The sequence below is a fragment of the Alteromonas genovensis genome (genome assembly GCF_010500895.1).
Lineage (GTDB): Bacteria > Pseudomonadota > Gammaproteobacteria > Enterobacterales > Alteromonadaceae > Alteromonas > Alteromonas genovensis.
Window position 1 is genome coordinate 1 of sequence record NZ_JAAAWO010000016.1, and the last position, 13,014, is coordinate 13,014.

Annotated in this window: 20 protein-coding genes; 14 read left to right on the forward strand and 6 right to left on the reverse strand. The window is 42.7% G+C overall.

Features of this window, described 5'->3' with window-relative positions; translation table 11 throughout:
- On the reverse strand, nt 1–107 hold a 107-nt coding region (locus GTQ48_RS17845; RefSeq protein WP_420837616.1), incomplete at its 3' end, for a TA system antitoxin ParD family protein.
- Nucleotides 108–329: 222 nt separating this feature from the next.
- Between GTQ48_RS17845 and GTQ48_RS16470 the strand changes: the two genes are divergently transcribed.
- From GTQ48_RS16470 to GTQ48_RS16525, 12 genes are all read left to right on the forward strand, one after another.
- A complete protein-coding gene (locus GTQ48_RS16470) occupies nt 330–608 on the forward strand; it encodes a type II toxin-antitoxin system RelE/ParE family toxin (protein ID WP_012517116.1) in 279 nt (92 codons plus the stop codon).
- A complete protein-coding gene (locus GTQ48_RS16475) occupies nt 608–901 on the forward strand; it encodes a HigA family addiction module antitoxin (RefSeq protein WP_032095616.1) in 294 nt (97 codons plus the stop codon). Before GTQ48_RS16470 ends, GTQ48_RS16475 begins: the two co-directional genes overlap by 1 nt.
- Nucleotides 902–1,086: 185 nt before the next feature.
- Entirely contained in the window at nt 1,087–1,284 is a 198-nt protein-coding gene (locus tag GTQ48_RS16480; RefSeq protein WP_163107642.1) for an addiction module protein, read from the forward strand.
- Nucleotides 1,285–1,717: 433 nt separating this feature from the next.
- Nucleotides 1,718–2,041: a putative quinol monooxygenase gene (locus tag GTQ48_RS16485; RefSeq protein ID WP_203565285.1), complete on the forward strand. Its 324-nt coding sequence runs from the start codon at nt 1,718–1,720 to the stop codon at nt 2,039–2,041.
- Between the two features lie 148 nt (nt 2,042–2,189).
- Nucleotides 2,190–2,537 (forward strand): hypothetical protein, encoded by a 348-nt coding sequence (locus tag GTQ48_RS16490; RefSeq protein ID WP_163107643.1) that lies wholly within the window; start codon nt 2,190–2,192, stop codon nt 2,535–2,537.
- A gap of 455 nt (nt 2,538–2,992) precedes the next feature.
- A complete protein-coding gene (locus GTQ48_RS16495) occupies nt 2,993–3,238 on the forward strand; it encodes a hypothetical protein (RefSeq protein ID WP_163107644.1) in 246 nt (81 codons plus the stop codon).
- 51 nt (nt 3,239–3,289) lie between these two features.
- Nucleotides 3,290–3,460, forward strand: coding sequence for a hypothetical protein (locus GTQ48_RS16500; RefSeq protein ID WP_163107645.1), 171 nt, complete (start codon nt 3,290–3,292; stop codon nt 3,458–3,460).
- 316 nt (nt 3,461–3,776) lie between these two features.
- Nucleotides 3,777–4,244, forward strand: coding sequence for a hypothetical protein (locus GTQ48_RS16505; RefSeq protein ID WP_163107646.1), 468 nt, complete (start codon nt 3,777–3,779; stop codon nt 4,242–4,244).
- Nucleotides 4,245–4,300: 56 nt separating this feature from the next.
- Nucleotides 4,301–4,645 carry a DUF6694 family lipoprotein gene (locus GTQ48_RS16510; RefSeq protein ID WP_163107647.1) on the forward strand — a complete coding sequence of 115 codons (345 nt, stop codon included), beginning with the start codon at nt 4,301–4,303 and terminating at the stop codon, nt 4,643–4,645.
- A gap of 136 nt (nt 4,646–4,781) precedes the next feature.
- Complete coding sequence (locus GTQ48_RS16515) at nt 4,782–5,213, forward strand: hypothetical protein (RefSeq protein WP_163107648.1); 432 nt, start codon at nt 4,782–4,784, stop codon at nt 5,211–5,213.
- A 559-nt stretch (nt 5,214–5,772) separates the two neighbouring features.
- On the forward strand, nt 5,773–6,102 hold the full coding sequence (locus GTQ48_RS16520) for a hypothetical protein (protein WP_163107649.1): 330 nt from the start codon (nt 5,773–5,775) through the stop codon (nt 6,100–6,102).
- Between the two features lie 114 nt (nt 6,103–6,216).
- A complete protein-coding gene (locus GTQ48_RS16525; protein ID WP_163107650.1) occupies nt 6,217–7,254 on the forward strand; it encodes a serine hydrolase domain-containing protein in 1,038 nt (345 codons plus the stop codon).
- A gap of 105 nt (nt 7,255–7,359) precedes the next feature.
- On the opposite strand, the gene GTQ48_RS16530 is transcribed toward GTQ48_RS16525, so the two are convergent.
- The 5 genes from GTQ48_RS16530 to GTQ48_RS16550 form a co-directional block, all read right to left on the reverse strand.
- A complete protein-coding gene (locus GTQ48_RS16530; protein ID WP_239060166.1) occupies nt 7,360–8,106 on the reverse strand; it encodes a hypothetical protein in 747 nt (248 codons plus the stop codon).
- A 421-nt stretch (nt 8,107–8,527) separates the two neighbouring features.
- Nucleotides 8,528–9,349, reverse strand: coding sequence for a hypothetical protein (locus GTQ48_RS16535; RefSeq protein ID WP_163107651.1), 822 nt, complete (start codon nt 9,347–9,349; stop codon nt 8,528–8,530).
- Nucleotides 9,350–9,469: 120 nt separating this feature from the next.
- A complete protein-coding gene (locus GTQ48_RS16540; RefSeq protein WP_163107652.1) occupies nt 9,470–9,766 on the reverse strand; it encodes a YfcL family protein in 297 nt (98 codons plus the stop codon).
- Nucleotides 9,767–9,822: 56 nt separating this feature from the next.
- Nucleotides 9,823–10,953 (reverse strand): ATP-NAD kinase family protein, encoded by a 1,131-nt coding sequence (locus GTQ48_RS16545; RefSeq protein ID WP_163107653.1) that lies wholly within the window; start codon nt 10,951–10,953, stop codon nt 9,823–9,825.
- Nucleotides 10,950–11,528, reverse strand: a complete 579-nt coding sequence (locus tag GTQ48_RS16550; RefSeq protein ID WP_163107654.1) for an elongation factor P hydroxylase — start codon at nt 11,526–11,528, stop codon at nt 10,950–10,952. Before GTQ48_RS16550 ends, GTQ48_RS16545 begins: the two co-directional genes overlap by 4 nt.
- A 208-nt stretch (nt 11,529–11,736) precedes the next feature.
- Here GTQ48_RS16550 and GTQ48_RS16555 point away from each other — a divergent pair, with 208 nt between their 5' ends.
- Nucleotides 11,737–12,447, forward strand: a complete 711-nt coding sequence (locus GTQ48_RS16555) for a DUF8198 family protein (protein ID WP_163107716.1) — start codon at nt 11,737–11,739, stop codon at nt 12,445–12,447.
- A gap of 42 nt (nt 12,448–12,489) precedes the next feature.
- Nucleotides 12,490–12,957 (forward strand): thioesterase family protein, encoded by a 468-nt coding sequence (locus GTQ48_RS16560; protein ID WP_163107655.1) that lies wholly within the window; start codon nt 12,490–12,492, stop codon nt 12,955–12,957.
- The last annotated feature ends 57 nt before the right edge of the window (nt 12,958–13,014 follow it).

Below are 13,014 nucleotides of genomic sequence, written 5' to 3' on the forward strand. Positions count from 1 at the left end.
TTTGCCCAATGCTCAATCTGTTTAGGCATCGTTCGGTTTAGTGCTTTACCCATAATGGTAGCTTTCTCAACTAGATCTTGGTCTAGTCTTACGCTCGCGGTTGCCATAATATGTCTCCTTATAATTCATTATCACATTGTAGCAATGCGCTACAGGTGTGGCAAATTGCGTATAACAAACGCATCAATTCAGTCGCTAGCGCTCCTTGGGACAAAAACACGTAGGCTCCCTGCGCTGCGCTTGGTATTCTAGCCTACGTATTTTTGCCCGTTATGCGGGCCGTTAGGCGTCAAGTTGCACCGCGTTGCGCAATACGCTACACTCTTTCCATGATTAAGTCATTTAAACATAAGGGCCTGAAGCTATTTTTCGAAAAAGGGAAAACTTCAGGCATACAGACTAAGCACGCGAAAAAACTTCGCATGCAGTTAGCTGCTATTCACACCGCGCAAGATATTGATGACATTAATTTGCCAGGCTTCTCTCTACATCAACTTAAAGGGGAAAGGTCAAACATTTGGTCGATATCTGTCAACGGTAACTGGAGAGTAACTTTCGAGTTCACGGATGGTAATGCTTACATCTTAAATTACGAGGATTATCACTAATGAATATGCATAACCCACCACACCCCGGTGAATTTATTGAGTCCATTTACATGGAGCCACACGGCATAAGTTGCAGGACACTTGCAACCCATCTTGGTGTAGCCGCTTCTACACTAAATCGTGTCGTTAAGGGAAAAAGTGCAGTAACGCCAGAAATGGCATTAAGGTTATCAAAGGTATTAGGGCGCAGCCCTGAGAGTTGGCTTAGTATGCAAGACAACTATGAACTTTGGCAGGCAAAGCAAAACATCAACTTGGATAACGTCCAGCCAATAGATCTGCATGCCGCCTAACAATCACATTAAGCCGCTCGCAGGCGCGCTAGGACAGTAACACGTGGGCTCTGTCTCTTCGCTCGGATTTTAGCCCACGTATTACTGCCCCTTATGTGGGTAGTTAGCTGCTTCAGTGAAATCGAAATGTTTTTTGTCTAATAAACAATTATACTTGTAGCACTCGATATATTAGGAGACCTGCTATGAAAATAGAGAACCTCTCAACTATAGAAAAAGTTGAACTCGCCCAGAGGATTTGGGACTCAGTAGCTGCAAAACAAGATTCTATTGAATTATCAAAAGAGCAAGCTCAGCTTCTTAACGCTAGAATAAAGTCCTTCGAAGCTGACCAAGACTTTGGTTCAAGTTGGAGCGACGTTAAGAGCAGAATCACTGGCTAATGAGATTTATTTTATCTATCAGGCCGGAAGCAGAAGAAGATATCAAAGACGCATATTCTTATTACTGCGCAAGGCCCAATATCGGAAGGGAAAGTTGCAGTCAAAAATAAGATACATCTTGCAGCTAGAAAAGCGTGCCGTTCTAGATATTACGAATTTAGTAGGTCTAAATTTGGAGAAAATATTAGTCTTAAAGGCATTTCAAATTCTACATCCTCAGAAGGCTGGCACGGTAATCAATCTTCAATATTAGAAGCTGTTGCTACTATCATGTGTTATGAGGGTTAGGTTAACAAATGGCATATAACAAAGCGCTTAACACGTGTAGCACTGCATGCCACACTGGGACACAAACGCAGCGCGGCTTCACCATTATCGCGCTGCACATGCGCCCCTTAGCTAGGTGTTATGTGCCAATCAGCATCGAGAACTAATGATGACAGGTAGAATAGTTATTGTCGGTTATAAGCCAAAGAAAGGTAAACAAGCTGAGCTTGAAGCTCTTGTAAAATCACACATTCCTACTCTCAGGGCGGAGGGCTTAATCAGTAATCGAGACGCTATTTCTATGCGTTCAGAAGATGGAACCATTATCGAAGTATTTGAATGGGCATCTAAAGACGCTATTGAAAAAGCCCACTCTAACGTGAAAATACGGGAAATGTGGGTATCTTTTTCAGAGGTTTGTGACTATGTACCGGTTTCTCAAGTTAAAGAAATCTCGTCAGTCTTTTCGGAGTTTACACCGTTAAGTTAATGCATGAATATTAGCTTAAAGTTAGCAGCCACGTTGTCATAAATACTCGCTTAGCGCGTATAGGACGTTAATACGTAGGGTGGCTTCGCTATTACTCTCCGCGTGCCTACGCCCGTTACAAAAAAGTTAAGCACTCAAAAGGAAAACTATGAAAACGTTGGCTTATTGTACTTCTTCTTTCGCTTTGGGGGCGCTTATTGCTGGATTCCTAGGGTATATTTTATTCATTCATAGCATTCAATCATCCAATTTTTCTGAGATGCGTACATTCTCTCAGTCCGTTAGCCTTTTGACTCAAGGCAATGAGAAGAATTTGAAGGCCTACCACTGTGCAAATTTAGAAACGAGTTTAAGTATATTTGAAGACCTCCAAGGTCTATTTTTATCAAGTAAAAAACTCTTCGGAACAGAAGAGCAAACGAATAAATTTATATTAGAAGTTAAAGAGCAATTGAGTAACGAGGGTGTTTGTAAACATGCCTTACAAAACGCTTAAGTCTTTCGCCAAAAGCGGGCTCACTGAAACACAATCGCAGCGCGCCTTCGGCTATTTTGCGCGCTACTTTTTGCCCCTTAGCTTAAGGTTAGAAGCCAAGGGGGATCATGGCTCGCCGAACTGAGTTCAAGGGTATTGTAAGAAACTTTACTCATATGCTTAATGGTCGTAATAACGATCATCTTGGTTACTGGGCAATAGGACAACTATGTTTACTTGCCAAGCGTAGGAATATCTCTTCTATCACAATCAATTTGTTAGCAGTAGAAAACAGCTGCAATGAAGAATGCCTTAAACCATTTTCTGTAAGCATGCGCAAATTGCTTAATGAGATGCTAAATTCTCATAAAATTCCTGCAGCATGGCTTACGTCAGCCACTCGTTCGCTGGGACGCCGACACGTGAGCTGCTTCGCATTTTAGCCAAGTTGAGTTTAAAAAAAGGAAACATAATAAATGGATTTTAACTCTCATTTCTTTTCATCAATGTCTATGTGGGCAATCTTGCCACTTATTGCAACTATAATTGTGCACCTCGCGTTTAGTGCCGCTATATTTAATGACTCCAGCAGATTAAACGAAGAAAATCGACAACTAGCGTTTGTGGGTCCAGTAATTTGGTCACTCGCTGTATTGGTAGGTGGCGTTTTTGTAGCCGCCGCCTATTGGCTAATTCATCACTCAGCATTGAGTAAGCCTTGAGTTTCATATCATATAACAAGCGTTTTAAGGCGTCTGCTGGTACACAAATTCATGGGCTACTTTGTAGTGTCGGGTCTACTCAGTGAATATTTTATTCAAGCATATCTGGTAGGTGGCTTTTTGCTTATTCCATTTCAAATTTTGGCGTTAATTGCGGCCACACTAGTAGGCTCTAAAGTCAGAAAGTTGATTGGCTCGAATTCAGACCCCGAATTCAGATAATATTTGCAATGTTACTTAACAAGAAAATTTATGATTGGAGAAGTATTGGAGTTGAGGATAAAGCATGAGTTATACGTTCAAATGGGAGTGGCTTGCCATTAACATGCAAAGAGGTATGCCCTGTGAGTAAAGTTGTTAGAATCAAAGAATATTTAATTTTAACTGTCGATACTATTGATTATTATGCTGGTGTTTAGTCCATAAAATTTAGCGGAACGGACTCACTGAGACAGCTACATAGCTCGCCGCCCTAGGCAATTTACGCGCAATGCAACTGCTCTTTTGCTTAACGTTAGGTGACAAGGAAAATTTATAGATGGGACCAGATTATTCAGGGTATTCAATTGCAGAGCTAGAAGATGCTCTAGCCAATATAGATAGAGAAGCCTTTCCAGATCGAGTTGAGCGGATAAAAGACGAGTTAAATTCACGACACCCATTAGGGAAAAATAATCCAAAGACACTCGATGATAATTTTGAATCAAACGAACAGTTCTTTAGGTGTCCAAGCTGTGAAGAAAAAATAGGCTTCTTTTCTAAAACTGCCAATAAGTGGGGAAAAAGAAAAGTTTGCCCACACTGCAACTCACCCTTTGAAACAATGTTTAAGCTGAAAGTATTCGCTATTGCATTCATACCAGCGCTCATTATTAATTTATTTGTCTTACGCCCGCTTGTAGTTTCTTTGGGCTTTAATGGAGCTTTTAGCACCGGCATTTTATGTGGCATTATTACAGTTCTTACTATGCGTTACAGGAAAATACGAAGCCCTAATACCGCCTAAAAACCAGACCAACTCACTCACTGCGTTTTCAGGGATAGACATATTTAAGGAAGACTATGAGAGTTTTATTTTTATCAGTTGCGTTTATTTCTTTATTGGGTTGCGCCAGTACCAAAGAAGAATTTGTTTTCAATGGAAGCAGCGAAACGTCGATCCAAAACGATATTAGCTACATGCTACAAAAGCTACCCAATCGTAAAAGAGTCGACTTTGCTGCAGCATTGGTTGCTATACAATTTTCTGACGTTACTAGTGCTGTTGACTTGCTTGATGACCCCACTATGGAGTCAATCAATTACTATATTTTAAGCAAAAAGATGGATGGCCTTACCTACAAACAAGTAATGGAGTTGGCAGCCAATTCACCGACTAAAGTTTCAGTGAAAGTATCACCTCATTAAATGTTACAACGCGCTTAATTTATGTGCCAAATAGCAGGTACACTGAAACGCAAGCATGGCTTTACTTCGTCGCTATCTTAGCAAACTACTATTAGCCTGATAGCAAGCTATTAGGCTTTTTAAAAGGAACTTTGATATGGAAATGAATCTAAAAAATAAGCCTTTGGCAAACAGGTCTCTATCTTTTGCTGCCGGCGTTTTATTTGTCTGTTTGTCGATAGTGATTATGGGCTATGGCGCTGCAGTTGCCGTCCCAGAAAAAATGCTATTACCCTTAATGCAACTTTCACCAACTTTGGCACTGTCATTAACAAGCTTCATCACCATTGGTCTGCCGCTCACACTTTCGTTTTATCTGCTCGCGATAATTTTTAGGCGGCTTTTTAATATGGTCAATTCTTCCTTTCTTATCGCTCCGTTCATTCTGTTTATGGTATATGGCTTAGCTACTATCGCGCATAATAATGACGATATGTGGTACAACCTTGCGCTTACATTAGCAAAGCTATTGCCGGTTTTGTTGTGTGCTATCTTTTTAGCTCGGCGAAATGTATCAACCAACAACTAGGTAAGAGGGAGCAGATGAGTAAAGAGGTTATAGGGAAATATATTACGATATTAGGTTTATTGCTTTTTTGGGCACTTCCATTGGGAATGGTAGATGCGCTCTTCCCATCTACTCTTCATTTCAAGACATAAGCCTTTTCAGTACCAATAAACCTAAAATAACCCCAGAAGAGATGTCAATGTTGAAACCTATTGTGGTGGGTTTTGGTCTTTTTATGCTGGGGATAATGTTTCTATTAATTTCCGTTACAGTACTAAAGTACCGCACAAGTTGGCTGTTTTGGACTTTGATATTTTACTCATTCTTATTGCTTTTTATCATTCCGATTGGCACTTTGTTCGCATTTATAGGGTTGATGACGTTAGGTCTGAATAGGAAGAAATTTGGTTCAAAGGGCCGGGTTACATAACAAAACATAGAACGGGTTCTGACAAGAGCCTCCAGAATCGTTTATTGTGGGTTGCGTTTCAATAGTCGCCACCTTTATGTTACTTATATATTTTTATCAGTAATGTCACAAAACGAAAATCCAGTGTAAACACATATAAATGGAATTTTTATGAAACTAGTACCCTACTCCCATTTAAAGCCGAATAACCTAGGCGCATTATTGTTTATCGCGCCTTGCCTAGCCTACTTGGGATACGTTTTCTTTGGTCTTGCTTTGGCGATTTTTCTTGCTGTTTCGTTGAGCTACTTTTCCCCAGGTGAGCAAATGCTGGTCAGAGGAACCCTTACTTACAGCGCTCAACCGGTTTTATTCAAATCAGTTATGGTTGGCTTCTATGGTATTGGCGCATCTATCCTCACTCTCATAATATCGAGCCTCTGCGCAGCACTAGTATCTTGGGAATCCACTTTTTCAAACCCTAAGCATGAACGCATATAAACTCGCTAACTTCCTTTACTCGGTAGCTTACATTCAGAGCAGTTTTTGCCGTTATGCCCTTGGTTTCTGCATTCGTTATTAAAAGTAATTAGAGCAATAACCGACTGAAGCGATATGAACAAAAATCAAAAGAAAAAAATTCTGAGAATCCCCCTTCTAATAGCGACTATAACTTCTTTGTACTTTGTACCGTGGCTATTAGTAAAGGCATGGATTCTGCCGCTGCCAAATACGGTTCAGGAACAGCTAGATGAAGCCATTGACCATGGTTTCGACGGAATGATTGTTTATATAGACCGAACTGGTCAGCCCCCGCAGTATGTTGCTTCGGGTTGGCACAATAAAAAAGCTAAAATACCCGCCAAACCTCATGCACTGTTTAAGATTGCCAGCATCAGCAAGCTATATGATGCAGTGGCCGTTACCAAATTAGTAAGCAGTGGACGACTTCATTTAGATAAGACAATTGCCGAATATTTACCTGAACTTGTAGGAAGAATCGAAAACTCAGACACAATCTCATTGAGATTATTATTACAGCATAGAAGCGGTATTCCCAACTTTACGGATGCTCCGAATTTTTGGGCTGCACCTACACAAAGCTATGAAGAAAGTATCGCATTGATCCTAGATAAGCCGGCCAACTTTAAACCCGGTGAAGATTATGAATATTGCAATACAAACTACCTATTGCTTAATAAGATAATGGACGATGTACTCGGTTATGATAACTTCCGTTTCATTCAGAAAGAAATTCTAATGCCGCTGAATTTGAACAATACCTTCAGTTCGCTAGAGGATGTGAGTATGGAGCATGTAATGAGTGGCTATCATGTAGGTCATCCCTTTGATTTAAAAAAAGATGAACATGGCATGTTGGCTACGGCAGAAGACGTGGGCACATTCGTGAGAGCACTGAACGATGGTTCAATGTTTCGAGCAGGAGAACAGGAAATCTATTCTTCCATTTATGAATATGAACATTCAGGTTGGGTGCCGGGATATCAGAGCTTTGCAGAATACAATAAAGAACTTGATACCGTCGTAATTGGGTTCTACGGCACTACCGACTCCGAACTGTACAATTGGAACTTGTCACAAATTATAAATAACAGGATCGTTAAAATTCTAAAAAAGCAGAATAGTTCATGATAGATGTACACATCGGTGCGACACCGATGGGCGCATTGGGAAACTCGCTGATCGCTGAAGAAGCGTGCAAGCAAAAGTACTCACAAAACCGTCGTTAGTGGCTGTCTACTTTGCTATAAGGCCCAGCTCTGAAAATTTAATAGTATCAAGTGAATCAAACTGAATAGCGCAGCCCTGTTCAATCATGGTGAGCCAGGCAAAGCGCAGCGCATCGGCTCGCTTTCCTGTCCAAAAATCTTTGGTTTTATTAATATAGGCAACCACTGGCTTAGTGTAACCATCGCGGTAGATACGGCGGATAAAGGTGAAGTCAGGCCCAAATGATTCCAAAACAGCTGAGTTACTCACATCAATTGACGTTAACAGCTCATTGAAGGCATCTTGGTTACGCCCCTGCCGATAGGCCACCCACGCCCTCGCTATTCCAACAAAATGCGCTTCCGTACTAAAATTATCAAATACATTACCGGCTATTTGCTGATCTCTGCTTAGGCGTTCGCCGTGCTGAAACATAAGGTCAATCTTGGCGTTCACGGTTTTTACCGGCTCAAATTGAGCGCTGTAAATAAGGTGTCGGCTCAAATCCCCTATCACCTGATACGGATTGCTTTTCGCTTGGCTGCTTCGCTCGTAGTCTCGCTGAGTACGCTTCATCATTCGCTTGTTTTTGCGTTCAAAATAGTCGAGCCGCTCTTCAACAAACTGCTTGTATTTCGGGTCAGTACAGCCTGTTGCGCTCAATTCTGCCTGCTCTTTTTCAACAAATGCGGGGGCAGGCACACTGAACGCCAATTCGCTAGCACTTATCAATAGGACAACAAAGCAAAATTGCGTAATCGAGTGCAGTGACATTTAACTTACCTTGTTAATAATTATCAGGGCGTGTTGCTCTTTGTTGTACGAGTTTTGGGCTAAATGGAAGCATTTTGTTTGCGAAACAGTCCCGTAGGCCTAGCGGGCTAAGTCAAAGAGCCCAAATAAAAAAGCGGCGACAAAAAGTAAAGTGCTTCCATAACGCCCCCTTCGGGCAGCGCCTGTGAGCTATTCATCCTTTGTTGAATGGTTTCGATTTAGCCCGCTAGACCTTCAACCATTCGCCTTGCCTAAATAGCTCACAGACCGCTGCAAAAATGTACAGCAAAGAGCAACACGCCCTAACTACATACTCAAAATACGTATAGATTGATCTACTTCGCAGCTCGTTCTAGAGGACGGATGGCAATAAAAAGCCCCGCATTAGCGAGGCTTTAGAAAGAGATAGCATTCGTGAGGCTTAAAATCTAAACGTACCTAATAGCGTTAATGAGCCTAGTGTGCCTTCATCGGTATCAACACCAGCACCAAAGCGAATTGATGAATGCGCATTAAACCAATAGTTGGTGCCCAACTCTATGACGTTTTCAGAACCAAAGCGATCATTGTTCTCGTGTATTGCCATAACGCCTACACTCCAGTTGGCTTTGAAGTAGTAATCCGCATCGACTTCTAACGTAAGCTCATCGTCAAAGTGCGTACCTTTAAGCTTGATATCCCAACCTGGTTTAAAGCTTGAAGGATTGAAACCGAAGCTTGTATAGCGAGCAAATACACTGGCACTGAATTCAGAATCACCAAAACGTTGCACATCGCTTCCACCATCAAAAGCCCTAAAGGTTTCATCAAGGTCGTAAAAGTCTATTCCTGCTCCCATTTCCCAATTTTCAGAAACAAACTTTGAAACATCAACGCCAAAACGCTGTAGGGTTGCATCGTAGAATCTGTTGTCGTCAGTAGTTCTGCCGTAACGGCCTCTTACCACTAAATCGTCTTGAGAAAACCATTCCCCGGTAACATTAAACTGATCGACGTTATCAATACCGAAATAGTCTACCGATATATTGTTGCTGCGCTGAAGGTATGGGCTTATTGCGTAAGCCTGCTCGCCGATATTTACCGTATCAAAATAATGACGGTAGCTGGCACCAATGAAATTATCATCTGCATCTCTGACATCAGAGAAACCAATGCTGACTTCATGGTTAATTGGCGTAGTTTCGGCAAATACGGTAGGAGTAGCTAGAGCGAGGGCGCAAAGGGCTGCACGTGTAACAAACATAATAAATCCTTTTTATAATGCTAGCACCGTTATCTATTCGATGCTTCTAAAAAACGAGAGCACAATATAATAGAAGTTATCTGAACATAAGATGAATAAATGAGGCAATTATTGCTGAATTTACAATGCATTAAATAAGCGAGACCACAGCGCATTGACGAGTTTTGCATCGTCTTTTTCAAGCTCGTTATTTGCAAACGCACGCTCTAAGCTCGTCGTCATGTTTTCATCAAGCTGCTTAATGGTTGCGCTTTCTTTCATTTCTAATTGGCGAGACTCTACTGCAAAATGCCCCTGCAGATAACTGGCGATAAACAGCTCATCATCATCTCCATGATTAACAACATCATCTAGTGCAGCTTCAATTTTTGCGATTTTTTCTACCACGTCGTGTGGTGCAGCAGCAGGTGGTAACACTCTCTTCTCCTTTGTTATTGCTTAATTCATTTTTACAATTTGTTTTTAAATTCGTTTTAAAGTGCGTTGTACAACACTTTGTCTTTATAGCCGGTGATAATAGTGAATGCTCCAGCAAGTTCCTCATCTAATTGTGGGTCGCCAGAGTCTAACCGAAGGGGTTTGCCATCTAGCGCTTGAACCTTTTGTTTGGTTGCCACAACTATCATGTTTTCTTTGCCCAACTGGCGAATAAAAGCAGGGCTTAACTGCTGATTGCCTCGCCCTAGTATGTGCCCCTGACCGCCGATAACGGTAAGTACCACCTTGCTCGGTTTGTCGCGAGTTAGCTCTATCAGTTCTGATGCCGTCACATCGTTGGCAACAAGCTCTCCGTTTTTGATGACATCGACACCGAGCAATGTGTTGTCTAACCCCAGATACTCCATTACCGAGCCTACGGTTGAGCCAGAGCCCATCACAAATAAGGTGTCTGGTTCGTCCTCCATAATCTCCGATACGTAGGCAGAAATATCATCAAGCACCAAAGCCTCGTCTTCCTTGCCTCCCATTTTTACTGCTTGAACGTAAGTCAGTTCGGCGGGAACTCGCATTTCACCGTAATGCTTGGCTATGACTTTACCGCCTCTAAAGGCATCTTCATCTATGTCGCGCACCTCTGCGTCCATGACACTGACTAACTCTCCAGCAATCATTTGGCTCACTACCTGCCCGGCAGCTGCCGGAGAAACGCAATACACGCCAGAATGAATTTTACATCCAGCGGGAACGCCGAGCACAGGGATGGCTTCACCTACAACGCGACATATATTGCGAGCGGTTCCATCGCCACCGGCGAATAACAACAAATCGACACCGGCTTCTACCATTGCATGGGCTGCATTTTCTGAATCTTCGCCTTCGGTTTGCACTTCAGGGGCGTGATAAATAACCTCGCAAGGAATACCCAAAGAAGCACAAACGGTTTCACCCATGTCACCCGATGCGGTGAGTACCGTAACTTGCCCTGAAAGCGCGTCTAGAATACTCAGCGCTTTGGCCATTTTTTCATTGGCTTTTTTCTCGGCTCCCATGGCGAGGGCCTTTTCTCTTATTTGAGCGCCATCACTTCCCTTTAATGCAAGCGCACCGCCAATACCCGCAAAGGGGTTTACAATAATTCCTAGCCGAAAACTTGGCTTACTCATGCGGCGTCATCTCCAATGCATCTAGTTGATGAAGTGTCGTTGTTTTCATCAAGCGAAAACGTGGTGGCGAGCGCCGAGATAAAGCGCTGGGCTCTATGGGGAAAACCAGCTTGCCTGTAGTGCGCTAACTGTGCGGCAACGTTTGCGGTAAACCCTTCTCGGTCAGGTTCGGCCCCATTGAGGTTATCAGTGCTGACCTGAAACTGCCTTCCCGCGGCCTCAGTAAACGCCCATTCAATAGCCTGGGGCTTTATTTCTACCTTTTCAAAGTCGAGCTGTTGCTGTGTATCTCTGCCATCTGGACAGTACCAATATCCGTAATCTTCTAACAGCCTGCGTTTGTCACCGGCAATGCACCAGTGCGCCACTTCGTGCAGTGCGCTAGAAAAAAAGCCGTTTGCAAAAACAATTTGGTGATAGTTGCAATGCTTACTCGCGGGCAGGTAAATGGGTTCATCACTCCCAAGCACTAATCGCGTGTTGAAGTCGGCAAAGGTGCTATTGAACAACGCGATAAGCGTTGGCACATCGGTGTCTACTTCGCTTAATTCGTTGTGGTGGACAGGGGTATTCATATCAACTCACGCTTACTTCTTATGGCTAGGAGGAAATATCTCAAAGCTTTGATAAACACTGACTATCGAGAATGCGTACTTTGAGCACGCAATTGATTTTGCGGGATTATACCAGTAAAGAAATGACTTCTCACTTGAAAGCTAGACGCGCATGAGTCAATCTACGTTTACAACACTAACCGCCCTCTTTGACGATGGAGTGAGAATTTTGGCGCAAGAGATCATTAAACATATTCATCGAGTTAATGCTCAGCGAGACTTGGCAAACAAACTCAACCTAATGGCGCTTATTCATCAACTTCAAGACTGGCAATGTCAGCGGCTTTTAGTATCTCACGATGACCTTGCACAACAGCAGCGCTATCAAAAAGCGATGGCTTTTTTCGTAGAAGAGCTTTACGGCCCCAAAGACTTTAGTCAACGAGATGCCGATTTGGTAAGAGTGATCCCGAAACTTGCCAAAGTGCTACCAGAGAAAGCAATGAACGCCATGAATGACGCACTGTCGTTAAATGCGCTGTCTTTCGATTTAGACATGGAAATGGCGCAATATTTAAATAAACATTTTGCTACACAACCGATTAACCGCGATTCTTACGCGCAAGCCTACCGAAGCGTAGGTCGAAAAAATGACCGAGAAAGCCAAATTACCATAATTTCACACCTTGGCGATCAATTAGCCGATGTCATCAAGGTTCGAGGGATTGGTATGCTAATTTCGATGTCTCGGCGGCCTGCCAAAATGGCTGGGCTACTGGCGCTACACGAATTTTTAGACCGAGGATTCAATGCATTTAAGGCAATTGGTGATGTTCAAAGCTTCATTCAGCCGGTGTTAGAACGCGAAACCAGGCTAATGGAAATATTACTAAGTGAAAACACCACACTGCCAGAAGATAACCCGCTGCCAGTGGTTTAAACCGAATAGATAGCAAGCATATGAACATGAAAGGAAAATTGCGTGACCGAGCATACGTTAAACTGGATGTATGATGCTCCATTTATTCAACATTGGCATATTGATGATACTCATATTGACCACTATAAGCATGTGAATAACGTGGCCTATCTGTCGCAGTTAGAAAAGCTCGCGTGGGCCCATTCTAATGCCCTTGGCCTGCAATTTGCCGATTACCAATCGCTTAATAGGGGCATGGTGATTAAGCGACATGAACTCAACTATCACCTTCCTGCTCACCTAGGTGATACCTTAGAGTGCGCAACCTGGATAGTGCAATGCGATAAACGCCTTACTCTTACTCGTCAGTTTCAATTTATTTGCCCTGAACGTAGTAAAACGGTATTTGATGCGCTAACCACCTTTGTTTGCGTTAGCCTTGATACCGGAGTGCCTAAGCGAATGCCCGCTCAGTTTATTGATGCCTACCACTCTGCCTGTATAACAACTGGCGACATTGCAAAACCCTAATTCGTTAACCCAGATACGCGACTAGCGAACTATTAAACATAATGATATTTACCTCCA

What these genes read in the sequence shown, in the direction of transcription:
- GTQ48_RS16470 (WP_012517116.1), top strand. Translation starts at nt 330, where the DNA reads ATGATTAAGTCATTTAAACATAAGGGCCTGAAGCTATTTTTCGAAAAA.
- GTQ48_RS16475 (WP_032095616.1), top strand. Translation starts at nt 608, where the DNA reads ATGAATATGCATAACCCACCACACCCCGGTGAATTTATTGAGTCCATT.
- GTQ48_RS16480 (WP_163107642.1), top strand. Translation starts at nt 1,087, where the DNA reads ATGAAAATAGAGAACCTCTCAACTATAGAAAAAGTTGAACTCGCCCAG.
- GTQ48_RS16485 (WP_203565285.1), top strand. Translation starts at nt 1,718, where the DNA reads ATGATGACAGGTAGAATAGTTATTGTCGGTTATAAGCCAAAGAAAGGT.
- GTQ48_RS16490 (WP_163107643.1), top strand. Translation starts at nt 2,190, where the DNA reads ATGAAAACGTTGGCTTATTGTACTTCTTCTTTCGCTTTGGGGGCGCTT.
- GTQ48_RS16495 (WP_163107644.1), top strand. Translation starts at nt 2,993, where the DNA reads ATGGATTTTAACTCTCATTTCTTTTCATCAATGTCTATGTGGGCAATC.
- GTQ48_RS16500 (WP_163107645.1), top strand. Translation starts at nt 3,290, where the DNA reads ATGGGCTACTTTGTAGTGTCGGGTCTACTCAGTGAATATTTTATTCAA.
- GTQ48_RS16505 (WP_163107646.1), top strand. Translation starts at nt 3,777, where the DNA reads ATGGGACCAGATTATTCAGGGTATTCAATTGCAGAGCTAGAAGATGCT.
- GTQ48_RS16510 (WP_163107647.1), top strand. Translation starts at nt 4,301, where the DNA reads ATGAGAGTTTTATTTTTATCAGTTGCGTTTATTTCTTTATTGGGTTGC.
- GTQ48_RS16515 (WP_163107648.1), top strand. Translation starts at nt 4,782, where the DNA reads ATGGAAATGAATCTAAAAAATAAGCCTTTGGCAAACAGGTCTCTATCT.
- GTQ48_RS16520 (WP_163107649.1), top strand. Translation starts at nt 5,773, where the DNA reads ATGAAACTAGTACCCTACTCCCATTTAAAGCCGAATAACCTAGGCGCA.
- GTQ48_RS16525 (WP_163107650.1), top strand. Translation starts at nt 6,217, where the DNA reads ATGAACAAAAATCAAAAGAAAAAAATTCTGAGAATCCCCCTTCTAATA.
- GTQ48_RS16530 (WP_239060166.1), bottom strand. Translation starts at nt 8,106, where the DNA reads ATGTCACTGCACTCGATTACGCAATTTTGCTTTGTTGTCCTATTGATA.
- GTQ48_RS16535 (WP_163107651.1), bottom strand. Translation starts at nt 9,349, where the DNA reads ATGTTTGTTACACGTGCAGCCCTTTGCGCCCTCGCTCTAGCTACTCCT.
- GTQ48_RS16545 (WP_163107653.1), bottom strand. Translation starts at nt 10,953, where the DNA reads ATGAGTAAGCCAAGTTTTCGGCTAGGAATTATTGTAAACCCCTTTGCG.
- GTQ48_RS16550 (WP_163107654.1), bottom strand. Translation starts at nt 11,528, where the DNA reads ATGAATACCCCTGTCCACCACAACGAATTAAGCGAAGTAGACACCGAT.